The sequence below is a fragment of the Pseudomonas sp. FW305-E2 genome (assembly GCF_058782925.1).
This window is the reverse complement of sequence record NZ_JBYSYE010000031.1, coordinates 58,228-71,843: the sequence shown is the minus strand read 5'-3', so window position 1 is coordinate 71,843 and position 13,616 is coordinate 58,228. Positions and strand designations below refer to the sequence as shown.

Sequence of the window (13,616 nt, the reverse complement as noted above, 5' to 3'; positions counted from 1 at the left end):
TTGTACCTGTAATGGCCGCGTCGCGGGCAAGCCCGCCCCTACACGGGGACGCGCCCTGCTGTAGGCGCGGGTTTACCCGCGAAGAGGCCAGCACTGGCAACCGAGAAACCCTACTGTGCGCACAGCCCTACTGTTCATTCTGCTGCTACTCACCGCCTGCAACCAGGGCCCCACCCTGGAGCGCCTGGGTGGCCCGACCATGGGCAGCAGCTACAGCATCCAGTACGTCCGCGAGCCTGGTGGCCCGGAGCCGGCCCAGGTGCAGAGGGCGGTGGAAACCATCCTGCACGACATCGACCACCACTACTCGACCTACCGCGGCGATTCCATCGTAAGCCAGTTCAACCGCTTGCCTGCCGGCCAGTGCCTGGCCCTGCCGCCTGACATGCTCGCGTTGGTCAGCCTGGGCCAGCACCTTGCCGAGCAGAGCGATGGCGCCTTCGATCTCACGGTAGAGCCTTTGCTCGATCTGTGGGGCTTCGGCCCTCAGGCCCGTCACCAGCAGGTGCCCGAACCACAGGCACTGGCCCAGGTACGCCAGCGTGTGGGCTACCAGCACCTGCGCGTCAAAGGTCGAGCCCTGTGCAAGGATGCCCCTGTGCAGCTCGACTTCAACAGTATCGTCGCCGGTCATGCTGTCGACTTGATCGCTGCGCGCCTGCAGGCCATGGGTGTCAGCAGTTTTGTCGCCGAGGCCACTGGCGAGCTGAAGGCGGTTGGCCGCAAGCCTGACGGCAGCCCTTGGCGTATTGCCCTGGAACTGCCCCGCGAAGACCGTCAAATCGCCCGCCAGATCATCCCGGTCAATAGCCTTTCAGTATCAACCTCGGGTGACTATCGGCACTATTTCGAGCAGAATGGCCGGCGCTATTCGCACACCTTCGATGCCCGCCTCGGGCGCCCGGTCGAACATGACCTGGCTGCCGTTACGGTGCTGGACGCCTCAGCACTGCTGGCCGATGGCTATTCGACGCTGCTACTCATCCTGGGCCCACAGCAAGGCTGGGATTTTGCCGTGGCGCATGACTTGGCTGCGGTTTTGGTGACTCGAGCAGAGGGAGGCTTCGTCTCCCGAGCTACGCCCGCGTTCGAACGGGCAGTGAAAGGCCAGTGAAAGCACAAGCAGGGATGATTGCCGCCACGGAATGGGTGAAGCATATGTAGTGCGGGCAAAATTGGCCTACGACGCGACCAAGGGTTAATGTGCGCGGCGTTCAGGGTTGATTAGACTGCACCCGAATTTTCTCATGGCGCCCCGGCGGCATGATCGTGCCCCGCGAGCGACCGTGGCTTGCGGGCCAGTTCTGAAGGAGTACGCATGGCTGTCTACAACTACGACGTAGTGGTGCTGGGTTCCGGCCCGGCCGGTGAAGGCGCGGCAATGAATGCCGCCAAAGCAGGGCGCAAGGTAGCGATGGTCGATGACCGTCGCCAGGTCGGTGGCAACTGCACCCACTTGGGTACCATTCCGTCCAAGGCACTGCGTCACTCGGTGCGGCAGATCATGCAGTTCAACACCAACCCGATGTTTCGTGCCATCGGCGAACCGCGCTGGTTCTCGTTCCCGGACGTGCTGAAAAGCGCCGAAAAGGTCATCGCCAAGCAGGTGGCATCGCGCACCGGCTACTATGCCCGTAACCGCGTCGACGTGTTCTTCGGCACCGGCAGCTTTGCCGACGAGCAAACCGTGGAAGTGGTGTGCCCGAACGGCGTGGTCGAGAAGCTCAACGCCAAGCACATCATCATCGCGACCGGCTCGCGCCCCTACCGCCCGGCCGACATCGACTTCCACCACCCGCGCGTGTACGACAGCGACACCATCCTCAGCCTCAGCCATACCCCGCGCAAGCTGATCGTGTACGGTGCCGGCGTGATCGGTTGCGAATACGCTTCGATCTTCAGTGGCCTGGGCGTATTGGTCGAGCTGGTCGACAACCGTGGCCAGCTGCTGAGCTTCCTCGACTCGGAGATTTCCCAGGCGCTGAGCTACCACTTCAGCAACAACAACATCACCGTGCGCCACAACGAGGAGTACGAGCGCGTCGAAGGCCTGGACAACGGGGTGATCCTGCACCTCAAGTCGGGCAAGAAGATCAAGGCCGACGCCTTGCTGTGGTGCAACGGCCGTACCGGCAACACCGACAAGCTGGGCCTGGAAAACATCGGCATCAAGGTGAACAGCCGCGGTCAGATCGAGGTCGACGAGGCCTACCGCACCACCGTGCCGAACATCTACGGTGCCGGCGACGTGATCGGCTGGCCAAGCCTGGCCAGTGCCGCCCATGACCAGGGCCGGTCGGCCGCTGGCAGCATTGTCGATAACGGCAGCTGGCGCTTCGTCAACGACGTGCCGACGGGTATCTACACCATTCCCGAGATCAGCTCGATCGGCAAGAACGAGCAGGAGCTGACCCAGGCCAAGGTGCCGTACGAAGTGGGCAAGGCCTTCTTCAAGAGCATGGCGCGTGCGCAGATCGCCGGCGAGCCGCAGGGCATGCTGAAGATCCTGTTCCACCGCGAAACTCTGGAAATCCTCGGCGTGCATTGCTTCGGCTACCAGGCTTCGGAAATCGTCCACATTGGCCAGGCGATCATGAACCAGCCGGGTGAGCAGAACAACCTGAAGTACTTCGTCAACACCACGTTCAACTACCCGACCATGGCCGAAGCCTATCGGGTAGCTGCCTATGACGGCCTGAACCGGCTTTTTTGAGCGGCTCCGACCGGTGGCCTGAGCCGGTCGGAGAGACCGATTTCAACCCTACCCGAGGGTGGTCTTGGCCAAACCGGGAAAGTCTGTAATCAGGCTGTCCACACCAAAGTCAGCAAGCCGGCGCATCAGTGCCGGCTCGTTGACCGTCCACACCGACACATGCAAACCCTGGCCCTGTGCTTTGAGCAGGCGCTCGGGGGTGCACAGCGTCCAGTTCAATGCCAGCAGTTCGCAGCCGTAGTTCTGTGCCACCTTCAGCGGGTCGAGCCAGGCGTATTCGGCCACCAGCCCACGCTTCACGTCTGGCACCAGTTCCAGGGCGGCGCCCAGTACTTCGCGTGAACTGGAGGTGATGGTCACCTTGTCCAGCAGGCCATATTGCTGGGCCAGTTCACGGATCGCCAGGACGGTGGTGGCCGCGCGGGTGCGCGAGGCGCTTTTCACCTCCAGTTGCCAGTGTTCGAACGGGCATTTTTCGAACAGCTCTTCCAGTTTCGGGATCGGGCAGGGCTGCACATGGCCCGGGCCGCCTTTGCGGGCATCGATCTTGACCAGTTCGGCGGCCGGGTGCTCGACCACTTTGCCGCGCCGGCCCGTGGTCCGCTTGAGGGTGGGGTCGTGGATGACCATCAGTTCGTTGTCGGATGACAAGTGCAGGTCCAGCTCGCAGCGGGTCACGCCATGGGACAGGCATTGCTGAAAGCTCTTCAGGGTGTTCTCGGGTGCTTCGCCCTTGGCGCCGCGATGGCCGTAGATCAGGGTCACGTTCGTTCCTTCAAATCAGGGAGAAATTGGCTCAGGAGGCGGGGTCGTTCAGTTCCAGCTGCTGGCGCCGTTGCTGTTGCTGGCGCTGCAGGATGTAACGCGCCAGCAGTTGTCGTTGGGCATCGGTCATGTCGATGAACTCGGTGCCGACTTCGAAGCCGCCCTCCGGGCGAGGGTCGCAATGGGTGATCTTGCCGCGCAGCAGCAGGCCATGGGCGCGCGGCATCAGCACCATTTTCACTTTCACCCGGGTGCCGGGGGCAATCTGTGTGGCTTGGGCGGATTCAATGCCGCCTTCGGAAATGACCACCGGCAGCGGCTCGCCGACCTCGCCAAGCAGGGTTTGTGCAACCACCGCGCTGAGCAAGTCGAGGCGCTTGTTCTGTGCCCGCAGGAACGCGGCGAGGGTGCGGTCCTTGTCGCTTAGCTGGCGCAACAGGTGTTGCGACTCGAAGTCGGACAGGTGCAGCTCGCTGAGCAGGTTGAACAACGGCGAATCATCTTGCAACACATCTGGTTCAAGGGCTTCGGCCGCGCTAAGGGGGCTTATTTGAAGTGCGATCCGATCTTCGATGCGGTAGTATTCGCGGCGATCTTCTTCGTCTAATGTCGTCATGGCGAACCCAAGGTAGCGGCGGTGGTCCGAGTGTAAAGCCGCCGTAGGCGCCTCGCCACAAGGACGTTCCCTTTCATCCGAACAAGCCCCGACATGTTCAGACCTCTTTTCGCATTCATCGGCACGCGTTATACCCGTGCCAAACGTCGCAATCACTTCGTCTCGTTCATTTCCCTGACCTCGATGATCGGCCTCGCCCTGGGCGTGGTGGTAATGATCGTGGTGCTGTCGGTGATGAACGGTTTCGACCACGAGATGCGCACCCGCGTGTTGGGGATGATTCCCCATGCCACGCTGGAGAGCGGCCAGCCCATTGCCGACTGGCAGGCCCTTGCCCAACAAGTAAAGCAGAATCCGCAGGTGGTGGCGGTTGCACCGTTCACCCAGATGCAGGGCCTGCTGACCCATGATGGCAAGGTGCAGAAGGTGCTGCTCAACGGCATCGACCCTGCTCGCGAGCGCGAGGTGTCGATCATCGACAACTTCGTCCTGCAAGGCCGCCTGGACCAGTTGGCGCCGGGCGAGTGGGGCATCATGATCGGCGATAAGGCGGCGGCCAAGCTGGGCGTTGCCATCGGCGACAAGCTCACCTTCGTCGCCCCCGAGGTCAGCGTGACCCCCGCTGGCATGTTCCCGCGCATGAAGCGCTTCACCGTGGTCGGCACCTTCCACGTTGGCGCGGGGGAGATCGACGGCTACCTGGGCCTGACCAACATCAGCGACCTGTCCCGCCTGCACCGCTGGAAGCCCGACCAGGTCCAGGGCCTGCGCCTGAAGTTCGACGACCTGTTCCAGGCGCCGCGCGTAGCCTGGAGCATCGCCCAGCAGCTGGGCGAACAGGAGTTCTATAGCCGTGACTGGACCCGTACCCACGGCAACCTGTACCAGGCGATCCGTATGGAAAAGGCCATGATCGGCCTGCTGTTGCTGCTGATCGTGGCGGTGGCGGCGTTCAACATCATTTCCACCCTGGTGATGGTGGTCAACGACAAGCGCGGCGACATCGCCATCCTGCGCACCCTGGGCGCCACGCCCGGGCAGATCATGCTCATCTTCATGGTCCAGGGTACGGTGATCGGGGTGATCGGTACCCTGATCGGCGCCGTCGTCGGGATCTTCGCGGCCCTGAACGTGAGCGCGGCGATCGCCGGCATCGAGACACTGATCGGCCACAAGTTCCTCAACGCCGACGTGTACTTCATCGATTACCTGCCGTCGCAGATCCTGGCCCAGGACGTGTACATGGTCTGCGGTGCGGCACTGGTCCTGAGTTTCTTCGCCACACTGTATCCGGCCTGGCGTGCGGCCCGCACCCAGCCTGCAGAGGCGCTACGTTATGAGTGAGTCGCGCATGAGTGATAAAGCCGTTCTGAGTTGCCGCAACCTGGGCAAGTCCTACGACGAGGGCCCGGAGTCGGTGCAGGTGCTGTCCGGGCTCAACCTGGAACTGCAGGCCGGTGAGCGGGTGGCCATCGTTGGCAGTTCCGGCTCGGGCAAGAGTACCTTGCTCAACCTGCTGGGCGGCCTCGACCGGCCGACCCAGGGTAGTGTGTGGCTGGCTGGCGAAGAGTTGTCGGCACTGGGCGAGCGTGCCCGTGGCCTGCTACGCAACCGCGAGTTGGGCTTTGTCTACCAGTTCCACCACCTGCTGCCGGAATTCACCGCCATCGAGAACGTGTGCATGCCGCTGCTGATCGGCCGAACGCCCATCCCCGAGGCCCGGGAGCGTGCCGAGGCGCTGCTCAAGCGGGTAGGCCTGGGCCACCGCCTGAACCACAAGCCGGCCGAGCTTTCCGGCGGCGAGCGCCAGCGTGTGGCGATCGCCCGGGCGCTGGTCAACCGCCCCGGCCTGGTGATGCTCGACGAGCCGACCGGTAACCTCGACCACCACACCGCCCAAGGCATCCAGGAATTGATGCAGGAGCTGTCCAGCGCTTCGCGCACGGCATTCCTGGTGGTCACCCACGACCTCAACCTGGCGCGGCAGATGGACCGTGTGCTGAAGCTCGACGATGGCCACCTGGTGGCCATCTGATCGACTGCCGGGGTGGCAGGTGCTGCCCCGTTTTCCTGTTTCCATTGGGTGATTTCGTACATGTTCAGACCCTTGCCCATCTTTATCGGCGCGCGCTACACCCGAGCCAAGCGTCGCAACCACTTCATCTCGTTCATTTCGATGACTTCGATGATCGGCCTGTCGCTGGGCGTGCTGGCGATGATCGTGGTGCTGTCGGTGATGAACGGCTTCCAGCGCGAAATGAGCTCGCGCATTCTCGGCCTGGTGCCGCATGCCGCCATCCTGGGCGTGCAGCCGCTGGACGATTGGCACAAGGTGGCCGACGCCGCCATGAAGAATCCGGCGGTGATGGCTGTGGCGCCGATTACCGAGATGGAAGGCATGCTGTCGTACAAGGGCGCCATGCAGCCGATCCAGGTGGGTGGTATCGATCCGGCCGAGGAGGGCAAGGTTTCCATCGTTGGCCAGCACATCGTCCAGGGCCGCCTGCAGGGCTTGCAGCCCGGTGAGTTCGGTGTGGTCATCGGCGAGCTGACCGCACGCCGCTTCCGCCTGAACACCGGCGACAAGCTGACCTTGATCGTGCCGGAAATCAGCAAGGAACCGGGTGGCATCACCCCGCGCATGCAGCGCCTCACCGTGGTCGGCATCTTCAAGGTCGGCGCCGAACTGGATGGGTCGCAGGCTTATATCCATGTTGCTGATGCAGCTGAGATGCAGCGCTGGGCACCAGGCCAGGTGCAAGGTGTGCGCCTTAAACTGCACGACCTGTATGCCGCTCCGCAGGTGGCCAAGGCGATTGCTGCCGGGCTTGGGGACGCCTACCGGGCCGATGACTGGTCGCATACCCAGGGCAGCCTGTTCAGCGCCATGAAGATGGAAAAGACCATGATCGGCCTGTTGCTGATGATGATCATCGCGGTCGCGGCGTTCAATATCATCGCCACCCTGGTGATGGTGGTGAACGACAAGGGGCCGGACATTGCCATCCTGCGTACCTTGGGCGCCACGCCGGCGCAGATCATGGGCACGTTCATGGTCCAGGGCAGCCTGATCGGCATTGTCGGCACGCTGATTGGTGGCGTACTGGGCGTGATTGCGGCGTTCAATGTCAGCCAGATCGTCGGCTGGCTGGAGCGGGTGAGCGGGCAGCACATCTTTACGTCGGATGTGTACTTCGTCAGCAGCTTGCCGTCGCAGTTGCAGTGGGGGGATGTGGCGATCATCTGCACCGCCGGCCTGGTGATGAGTTTCCTGGCGACCCTTTACCCGGCTTACCGGGCGTCGCAGGTGCAGCCGGCGATTGGCCTGGCGGTTTGATGTTTGCCTGAGATCCTGGGGGCGTAAAGCCCCTCAGGGTTACCGATCTTGAGCGAACTCGATCACGAATCGGGTCCACCCACCCTCGCACTCCGCCCGTATGCACCCGCCATGGGCCTGCACGATCGACCGGGTAATCGCCAGGCCCAACCCCGCATGCTCGCTACTGCCTTCCCGCCGAGCCGGGTCCACCCGGTAGAAACGGTCGAAAAGCCGCGGTAGTGCCGCCGGGTCGATAGCCAGTCCGGTATTGGCCACGTTGATCGTCGGCCCCGGCCCCAGGGTCACCTTGATCTGTCCTCCTGCCGGGGTAAAACGCATGGCGTTGTCCAGCAGGTTGGACAGCGCCCGGCGCAGCATATGCTGGTCGCCGTGCAGCACCGCTTCACCCTCGCGCAGCATCTGCACGTCGTTGTCTTCTGCCAGAGGCGCGTAGTACTCCAGCAGTGCATCCACCTCGTCATGCAGCGCCAAAGGCGCGTGCCCCGGTACCAGCAGGCCGTGGTCAGCCTTGGCCAGAAACAGCATGTCGTTGATCATCTGCGCCATCCATTGCAGTTCTTCCAGGTTGCCATGCAGCGCCTCTCGGTATTCTTCGAGGCTGCGTGGGCGGGTGAGGGTGACCTGGGTGTGGGTCAGCAGGTTGGACAGCGGCGTACGCAACTCGTGGGCGATATCGGCCGAGAACGCTGACAGGCGCTGGAAGGCATCGTCCAGGCGCTGCAGCATCGCGTTCATGCTGCTGGCCAGCTCGGCCAACTCTTCGGGCATCTGCGCCACCGGCAGACGGGTGGTGAGCGAACGCGCTGACACGCTGGCGGCCACCTGGCCCATCTGCCGCAAGGGGCGCAGGCCGCTGCGGGCGGCCCAGGCACCCAGTAGTGCGGTGGTTAGCGCCGACAGGCCGACCGTCAGCCAGATCAGCCGTTGCATGCCCTGCAGGAAGTGCTGGTGGTGGGTGATGTCGAGGTACAGGGTCAGTCGCGGCGACTGCATGGTGCCCTGTTTCAGGGGCACGGACAGGCTGCGGTAGTCGATGCCTTGCGCATGCAGGGTGGCCAGCCCGGTGGCCAGCGCTGCTTGCGGCAGCCCGCTGCGGCTTTCGAACCAGGTGGCGCCATTGCTGGCGCTGATACGCAAGGCCAGGTCGGCCTGGTGACTCAGTTCATCGCGCAGCGCAGGCAAGCGGGCCTGGAGTTCATCAGATGTGCTGACGCCAGCCAGTTGCGTACGAAACAAGGACAGGCGCGAGTCCAGCAGTTGTTGGTCAAGTTCGACGAAGTGCTGCTCGCTGGCCCGGCTGAATAGCAGGCCGGCGCCCAGCGAGACAGTGGCGGTGCAGGCGGCGAACAGCAGGGCCAGGCGGTTACCGAGGGAAACCCGGCGCATCACTCGGTGCGCTCTTCGAGTACGTAACCCATGCCGCGTACGGTGTGGATCAGCTTGTTGGGGTGCGGGTCGTCGATCTTCAGGCGCAGGCGGCGGATGGCCACTTCGATCACATTGGTGTCGCTGTCGAAGTTCATGTCCCACACCTGCGAGGCGATCAGCGATTTTGGCAGCACCTCACCCTGGCGGCGCAGCAGCAGCTCAAGGAGTGAGAACTCCTTGGCGGTCAGGTCGATGCGCTGCCCGGCGCGCTCGGCGCGGCGTCGGATCAGGTCCAGGCGCAGGTCGGCCAGGCTCAGGGTCGTGTCCTGGCTCGGGCTGGTGCCACGGCGCAGCAGGCTGCGTACCCGGGCCAGCAGTTCGGAAAAGGCGAACGGCTTGACCAGGTAGTCGTCGGCGCCCAGTTCCAGGCCATGCACGCGATCCTCGACGGCGTCGCGGGCGGTCAGGAACAGCACTGGCGTATCCAGGCCTGCCTGGCGCACGGCCTGAAGAATCTGCCAGCCGTCGCGGCCAGGCAGCATCACGTCGAGGATCAGCAGGTCGTGGTCGCCGGTCAGGGCGAGGAACTGGCCGGTCTCGCCATCGGTAGCCAACTCGGTGGCAAAGCCGGCCTCGCTCAGGCCTTGGCTCAGGTACTGGCCGGTGCGGGCCTGGTCTTCGACGATCAGCAGTTTCATGCACTGTCCATATTCTGAAAGATTGTGCGTAGCCTATGGCGTCGCTTTACCGCTAGCACAGGGGTAATGGGGTGGGTGAAATGATACGTGACGATGTGCCCGCTCGCCCAAACTGACGAAGTTGTAATGTGCCTGTCAGGTAACTGCCAGTCGCCCCGGCTAATGTGGCTTCATCCTGCTGTGTATTCCCGGAGTCATCATGAAACACCTGTTCATTGCCGCCACCCTTGCCCTGGGCAGCCTGCCGGCTTTCGCCAGCCAGGCGCAGAGCTTCGCCTTTGGCGAGCCTGCCCCGGCGGCCAAGGCCACCCGCACGGTCAACGTGGTGCTCAAGGACATTGCCTTCGAGCCCAAAAGCCTGCAGGTAAAAGCCGGCGAGACGGTGCGCTTCGTGCTGGTCAACGAGGGCAACCTGCCGCACGAATTCAACCTGGGCGACAAGGCCATGCATGCCGAACACCAGAAGGAAATGGTTGCCATGCAAGGCAAGATGTTCACCGAGGCCATGAACCACGAAGGCATGGATCACGGCAAGATGATGAGCCACGGCCAAATGATGGACCACGGCGATGGCCATGGTCACGGGGGTGGCAATACTGTGATGGTTATGCCCGGCCAACGCGCCGAGCTGACCTGGACCTTCCGCCAAACGGTGCCCATCGAGTTTGCCTGCAACGTGCCGGGGCATTACCAGGCGGGTATGGTGGGGGCATTGACCATTGAGTGACTGGCCCTGCAAGGCGGTGTGCAAAACCGGTAGACTAGGGGCATTTTCGAACCTCTAGGTCAGTTTCCATGCATCCCGCTGCCGAACATTCCCCGCTGGGCAAGTCCAGCGAATACATCGCCACCTACTCCCCGGAGCAGTTGTTCCCGATCCCGCGTACTACCAAGTGGGCCGAGCTGGGCGTCACTGCACAGACCTTGCCCTGGCAGGGGGTGGATTACTGGAACTGCTTCGAGCTGAGCTGGCTGCTGCCTTCGGGCAAGCCGGTGGTGGCGATCGGCGAGTTCGCCATCCCGGCGGACTCGCCAAACATCATCGAGTCCAAGTCATTCAAGCTGTACCTCAACTCGCTGAACCAGACGGTGTTCGCCTCGCTGGACGCGTTGCAGGCATGCCTGGAAAAAGACCTGTCCGCCGCTGCCGGCAAGCCGGTGGGGGTGAAGGTGCGCACCTTGGCCGAGGTTGAAGCCCAGGGTGTGGTGGCGTTACCGGGGCAGTGCATCGATGCACTGGATGTGGCCATCAGCAACTACGAGCAGCCGCAGCCAGAGCTGTTGCGCTGCGACCCGGCGCGGGTGGTGGAAGAAACCCTGCATAGCCATCTGCTGAAGTCCAACTGCCCGGTCACCGGCCAGCCGGATTGGGGCAGCGTGGTGGTTGAGTACAAGGGCAGGGCGCTGGACCACGCCAGCCTGCTGACCTACCTGATCAGCTTCCGCCAGCATGCCGACTTCCATGAGCAGTGTGTGGAACGGATTTACCTGGACTTGAAGAATCTGCTGCAGCCGGAGCACCTGACGGTCTATGCACGTTATGTGCGCCGCGGTGGGCTGGACATCAACCCGTATCGCAGCACCGGGGCGATCAGCCCGGATAACAAACGCCTGGTACGGCAGTAATACAGGGGGCCGCTTTGCGGCCCCCGCTCTTTCAGATCCCCATGCTGTGCAGCGAGTTGGCAATGCTGCGCAGGGTGGCTGTGAGGTCGGGGTGGTCGGCCTCGAAGCGTTCGATCGCCAGGTTCACGCCGTCCACCAGGTTGTTGTCTGGCGTGGCTTCCTCAAGTTTCAGTTGCGCCTCGATCTGGCGCGCCTCTTCGTGCAGGGCGGCCAGCTCTTCTTCCGAAAGCGGTACGTTGCGGTCCAGTTGCTCGCGCAAGCTGTTCAGGCGCTCTTGCAATTCGCGGGCAGGCATTGGCTATTCTCCATCAATGGCTTGGCAAGCCATGGACCTCGGCGGCGTGGCAAAGGTTCTGGCCTGTCTTCAGGGTAATCTACCTGCTGGCGATTTGCATGATCCGCGTCAAGGCTGCTGTATCAGGGTTTTTCACCCTTGCGCCGGCGCTGGGCGATGTCCACCAGGCAGGTGTCCAGCGCTTCCAGATGGTCGATCACCGAGTGCACGCCCAGGCTGAATAGCGCCAGCGTCGCCTTGCTACGCGCCAGATCCTGCTCTTGCGGGCTCATGGCTTGCCATTGCGCAGAAGTGCGGTCGCATAACGGGCTGCAGGCGGCCAGGCCCACTGTCCACAAGCCGGCGTTAAGGCCAGACTGCAGCAGGCGGGGGTCGCCACTGACCAATACGCAGCCATCCAGGCGCTCGCTGTCCAGCGCCATCAGTGCCTGCCAGCACGCGTTCGGCGCTGGCCAGCGCACGCCATTGACCGCATGCCCTGGCAGCCAGTCGGGCAGCACATGGGCCAGGCGCTCGCTTTGCGCGGTATTGAGGTCATCCAGCCAGATGCACGGCACTTGGCGCTGACGCAGGCTGGCAAGGGTGGCCAGGGCGCCGGGGGCGGGTGATGGCGCGCCATGGGTAGCCTGCACCAGGCAGCCGCGCAAGCCGAACAGCACAGCAGTGAAGGCGGGCGCAGTGTCCATGGCAACTTCCCCCAAATGGTTCGAAGGCTATGCGTTGATTGTTACCGTCTTGTGACATCGGCCGCTGCGCAACAGTTGTTCACAAAATATTCAGCAAAAATGTGTAAGGCTGTTTATCAGCCCGCAAGTCTCTATACTGCCGCCTTAACAGCAGCGCGACCTGTTGCGCTTGCGGCCGAGAAATTCGATGGAGAAACATCTATGCGTAGGATCGGTGCCAGTGTGATCGAACGAGTCACCCAGGCCTGTGTCTGTGCCAGCATGCTGCTGGCGCCCGTGGCAGCCACCCAGGCCGCCACCGAGGAAGATCCCTGGGAAGCGGTCAACCGCCCGATCTTCCGCTTCAACGATACCCTCGACACCTATGCCCTCAAACCATTGGCCAAGGGCTACCAAGCGGTCACTCCACAGTTCCTCGAAGATGGCATCCACAACATCTTTCGCAACCTGGGGGACGTGACCAACCTGGCCAACGACGTGCTGCAGCTCAAGCCGCATGCGGCGGGCGTGGATACGGCGCGGTTGATCGTCAACACCACCTTCGGCCTGGGTGGCTTCTTCGATGTGGGTACCAAGATGGGCCTGCAGCGCAACGACGAGGACTTTGGCCAGACCCTGGGCTACTGGGGGGTGCCGAGCGGGCCGTATGTGGTCATCCCGCTGCTGGGCCCAAGCACCGTGCGTGACGGTGTGGCCAAGTACCCGGACACCTATACCAAACCCTATCGCTACATCGACCACGTGCCTACGCGCAACTCGATCTTTGCGCTGGACCTGATCGACACCCGCGCCAGCCTGCTCTCGGCCGAAAAGCTGATTCAGGGTGACAAGTACATCTTCATTCGTAATGCCTACCTGCAAAACCGCGAGTTCAAGGTGAAGGATGGCGAGGTCGAAGACGACTTCTGATCTGTGAACCTGGGGCCGCAAAGCGGCCTCAGGATCAATGCATGGCCAGGATCCGCAGCCCGAACTTCTGCTGCCCACTCGGCTGGTCGGCGATCCATACCACTTCGGTGCTGGCATGCAGCCCCTTCAGCGCCGGATGGTCGGAGTCGATCCGTACCTCGATCAGATCACCCACCAGAAAGCGCTGCGGCGCCTGCACCTGCATGCCGCCACTGGACAGGTCCAGGCACACCGCCGCAATCACCTGGCCTTCGTGCAAAAGGCTGACCTCGGTGTCGATGCGCATGCGAATGAAGTCGCGTTTTTCGCTATGGCTGGAGGGCGTGTGGGGCATGCTGCATCCTTCCCGTCGGGTTGCGCTGGTCGACTTTCTTATAACTCCCGGTGATTTGCCCTGTAAAGAGCGGCGAGGTCGACCCCAGCATGCTTGAAACCCCTGCCGGATGGGAGTACCGTCTGCGCCTTACAAGGTACCTCTGACAGTTGCCGGGCAGGTGTTCTTGTCCTACAACTCAAGTAGAGTGTGACCATAAAGAATTCCCGTAGCTGGCCGTCTGCCTTGCCGACACCGCTGCACCAACCTAAATCGGCGCCGTTCGC

15 protein-coding genes are annotated in these 13,616 nt (G+C 62.8%); 8 read left to right on the top strand and 7 right to left on the bottom strand.

Annotation, left to right across the window (positions count from 1 at the left end):
- The first annotated feature begins 115 nt into the window (after nucleotides 1-115).
- A complete protein-coding gene (locus tag AC3WLP_RS20295; RefSeq protein ID WP_012053154.1) occupies nucleotides 116-1,114 on the top strand; it encodes an FAD:protein FMN transferase in 999 nt (332 codons plus the stop codon).
- A gap of 204 nt (nucleotides 1,115-1,318) precedes the next feature.
- Nucleotides 1,319-2,713 (top strand): Si-specific NAD(P)(+) transhydrogenase, encoded by a 1,395-nt coding sequence (gene sthA / locus AC3WLP_RS20290; protein ID WP_003248797.1) that lies wholly within the window; start codon nucleotides 1,319-1,321, stop codon nucleotides 2,711-2,713.
- A 48-nt stretch (nucleotides 2,714-2,761) separates the two neighbouring features.
- On the opposite strand, the gene AC3WLP_RS20285 is transcribed toward sthA, so the two are convergent.
- Complete coding sequence (locus AC3WLP_RS20285; RefSeq protein ID WP_003248799.1) at nucleotides 2,762-3,478, bottom strand: glycerophosphodiester phosphodiesterase; 717 nt, start codon at nucleotides 3,476-3,478, stop codon at nucleotides 2,762-2,764.
- A gap of 31 nt (nucleotides 3,479-3,509) precedes the next feature.
- Complete coding sequence (locus tag AC3WLP_RS20280) at nucleotides 3,510-4,094, bottom strand: PilZ domain-containing protein (protein WP_003248801.1); 585 nt, start codon at nucleotides 4,092-4,094, stop codon at nucleotides 3,510-3,512.
- 93 nt (nucleotides 4,095-4,187) lie between these two features.
- Here AC3WLP_RS20280 and AC3WLP_RS20275 point away from each other — a divergent pair, with 93 nt between their 5' ends.
- Genes AC3WLP_RS20275 through AC3WLP_RS20265 form a run of 3 tightly spaced genes read left to right on the top strand, consistent with a single transcriptional unit; the run spans nucleotide 4,188 to nucleotide 7,431 of the window.
- Nucleotides 4,188-5,438: a lipoprotein-releasing ABC transporter permease subunit gene (locus AC3WLP_RS20275; RefSeq protein ID WP_003248802.1), complete on the top strand. Its 1,251-nt coding sequence runs from the start codon at nucleotides 4,188-4,190 to the stop codon at nucleotides 5,436-5,438.
- A gap of 7 nt (nucleotides 5,439-5,445) precedes the next feature.
- Nucleotides 5,446-6,129, top strand: a complete 684-nt coding sequence (gene lolD / locus AC3WLP_RS20270; RefSeq protein WP_014753922.1) for a lipoprotein-releasing ABC transporter ATP-binding protein LolD — start codon at nucleotides 5,446-5,448, stop codon at nucleotides 6,127-6,129.
- A gap of 60 nt (nucleotides 6,130-6,189) precedes the next feature.
- Nucleotides 6,190-7,431, top strand: a complete 1,242-nt coding sequence (locus tag AC3WLP_RS20265; RefSeq protein ID WP_003248806.1) for a lipoprotein-releasing ABC transporter permease subunit — start codon at nucleotides 6,190-6,192, stop codon at nucleotides 7,429-7,431.
- Nucleotides 7,432-7,470: 39 nt separating this feature from the next.
- Here the strand turns inward: AC3WLP_RS20265 and cinS are convergent, their stop codons facing one another.
- Nucleotides 7,471-8,823 carry a two-component system sensor histidine kinase CinS gene (gene cinS / locus AC3WLP_RS20260; RefSeq protein ID WP_017147795.1) on the bottom strand — a complete coding sequence of 451 codons (1,353 nt, stop codon included), beginning with the start codon at nucleotides 8,821-8,823 and terminating at the stop codon, nucleotides 7,471-7,473.
- The gene (gene cinR, locus AC3WLP_RS20255) at nucleotides 8,820-9,500 is read right to left on the bottom strand and encodes a two-component system response regulator CinR (RefSeq protein ID WP_014753919.1); all 681 of its coding nucleotides are present in this window, start codon (nucleotides 9,498-9,500) and stop codon (nucleotides 8,820-8,822) included. Before cinR ends, cinS begins: the two co-directional genes overlap by 4 nt.
- Before the next feature lie 199 nt (nucleotides 9,501-9,699).
- On the opposite strand from cinR, the gene AC3WLP_RS20250 reads away from it, so the two are divergent.
- Together AC3WLP_RS20250 and queF are read left to right on the top strand one after the other, a co-directional pair.
- The gene (locus AC3WLP_RS20250; RefSeq protein WP_088513653.1) at nucleotides 9,700-10,227 is read left to right on the top strand and encodes a cupredoxin domain-containing protein; all 528 of its coding nucleotides are present in this window, start codon (nucleotides 9,700-9,702) and stop codon (nucleotides 10,225-10,227) included.
- Between the two features lie 68 nt (nucleotides 10,228-10,295).
- Nucleotides 10,296-11,126, top strand: coding sequence for an NADPH-dependent 7-cyano-7-deazaguanine reductase QueF (gene queF, locus AC3WLP_RS20245; RefSeq protein ID WP_088513654.1), 831 nt, complete (start codon nucleotides 10,296-10,298; stop codon nucleotides 11,124-11,126).
- 31 nt (nucleotides 11,127-11,157) lie between these two features.
- On the opposite strand, the gene AC3WLP_RS20240 is transcribed toward queF, so the two are convergent.
- Together AC3WLP_RS20240 and pcrP are read right to left on the bottom strand one after the other, a co-directional pair.
- Complete coding sequence (locus AC3WLP_RS20240; protein ID WP_003248815.1) at nucleotides 11,158-11,421, bottom strand: DUF4404 family protein; 264 nt, start codon at nucleotides 11,419-11,421, stop codon at nucleotides 11,158-11,160.
- Nucleotides 11,422-11,543: 122 nt separating this feature from the next.
- Nucleotides 11,544-12,107 carry an HAD superfamily inactivated hydrolase PcrP gene (pcrP, locus tag AC3WLP_RS20235; RefSeq protein WP_012053149.1) on the bottom strand — a complete coding sequence of 188 codons (564 nt, stop codon included), beginning with the start codon at nucleotides 12,105-12,107 and terminating at the stop codon, nucleotides 11,544-11,546.
- Nucleotides 12,108-12,308: 201 nt separating this feature from the next.
- Here pcrP and AC3WLP_RS20230 point away from each other — a divergent pair, with 201 nt between their 5' ends.
- On the top strand, nucleotides 12,309-13,016 hold the full coding sequence (locus tag AC3WLP_RS20230; protein WP_012053148.1) for an MlaA family lipoprotein: 708 nt from the start codon (nucleotides 12,309-12,311) through the stop codon (nucleotides 13,014-13,016).
- A gap of 34 nt (nucleotides 13,017-13,050) precedes the next feature.
- Here the strand turns inward: AC3WLP_RS20230 and AC3WLP_RS20225 are convergent, their stop codons facing one another.
- A complete protein-coding gene (locus AC3WLP_RS20225) occupies nucleotides 13,051-13,350 on the bottom strand; it encodes a PilZ domain-containing protein (protein WP_012053147.1) in 300 nt (99 codons plus the stop codon).
- Nucleotides 13,351-13,616 lie beyond the last annotated feature (266 nt).

Coding starts and splice junctions, on each gene's coding strand:
- AC3WLP_RS20280 (WP_003248801.1), bottom strand. CDS start 4,094: ATGACGACATTAGACGAAGAAGATCGCCGCGAATACTACCGCATCGAA.
- queF (WP_088513654.1), top strand. CDS start 10,296: ATGCATCCCGCTGCCGAACATTCCCCGCTGGGCAAGTCCAGCGAATAC.
- pcrP (WP_012053149.1), bottom strand. CDS start 12,107: ATGGACACTGCGCCCGCCTTCACTGCTGTGCTGTTCGGCTTGCGCGGC.
- cinR (WP_014753919.1), bottom strand. CDS start 9,500: ATGAAACTGCTGATCGTCGAAGACCAGGCCCGCACCGGCCAGTACCTG.
- sthA (WP_003248797.1), top strand. CDS start 1,319: ATGGCTGTCTACAACTACGACGTAGTGGTGCTGGGTTCCGGCCCGGCC.
- AC3WLP_RS20225 (WP_012053147.1), bottom strand. CDS start 13,350: ATGCCCCACACGCCCTCCAGCCATAGCGAAAAACGCGACTTCATTCGC.
- AC3WLP_RS20250 (WP_088513653.1), top strand. CDS start 9,700: ATGAAACACCTGTTCATTGCCGCCACCCTTGCCCTGGGCAGCCTGCCG.
- AC3WLP_RS20240 (WP_003248815.1), bottom strand. CDS start 11,421: ATGCCTGCCCGCGAATTGCAAGAGCGCCTGAACAGCTTGCGCGAGCAA.
- lolD (WP_014753922.1), top strand. CDS start 5,446: ATGAGTGATAAAGCCGTTCTGAGTTGCCGCAACCTGGGCAAGTCCTAC.
- AC3WLP_RS20230 (WP_012053148.1), top strand. CDS start 12,309: ATGCGTAGGATCGGTGCCAGTGTGATCGAACGAGTCACCCAGGCCTGT.
- AC3WLP_RS20265 (WP_003248806.1), top strand. CDS start 6,190: ATGTTCAGACCCTTGCCCATCTTTATCGGCGCGCGCTACACCCGAGCC.
- AC3WLP_RS20275 (WP_003248802.1), top strand. CDS start 4,188: ATGTTCAGACCTCTTTTCGCATTCATCGGCACGCGTTATACCCGTGCC.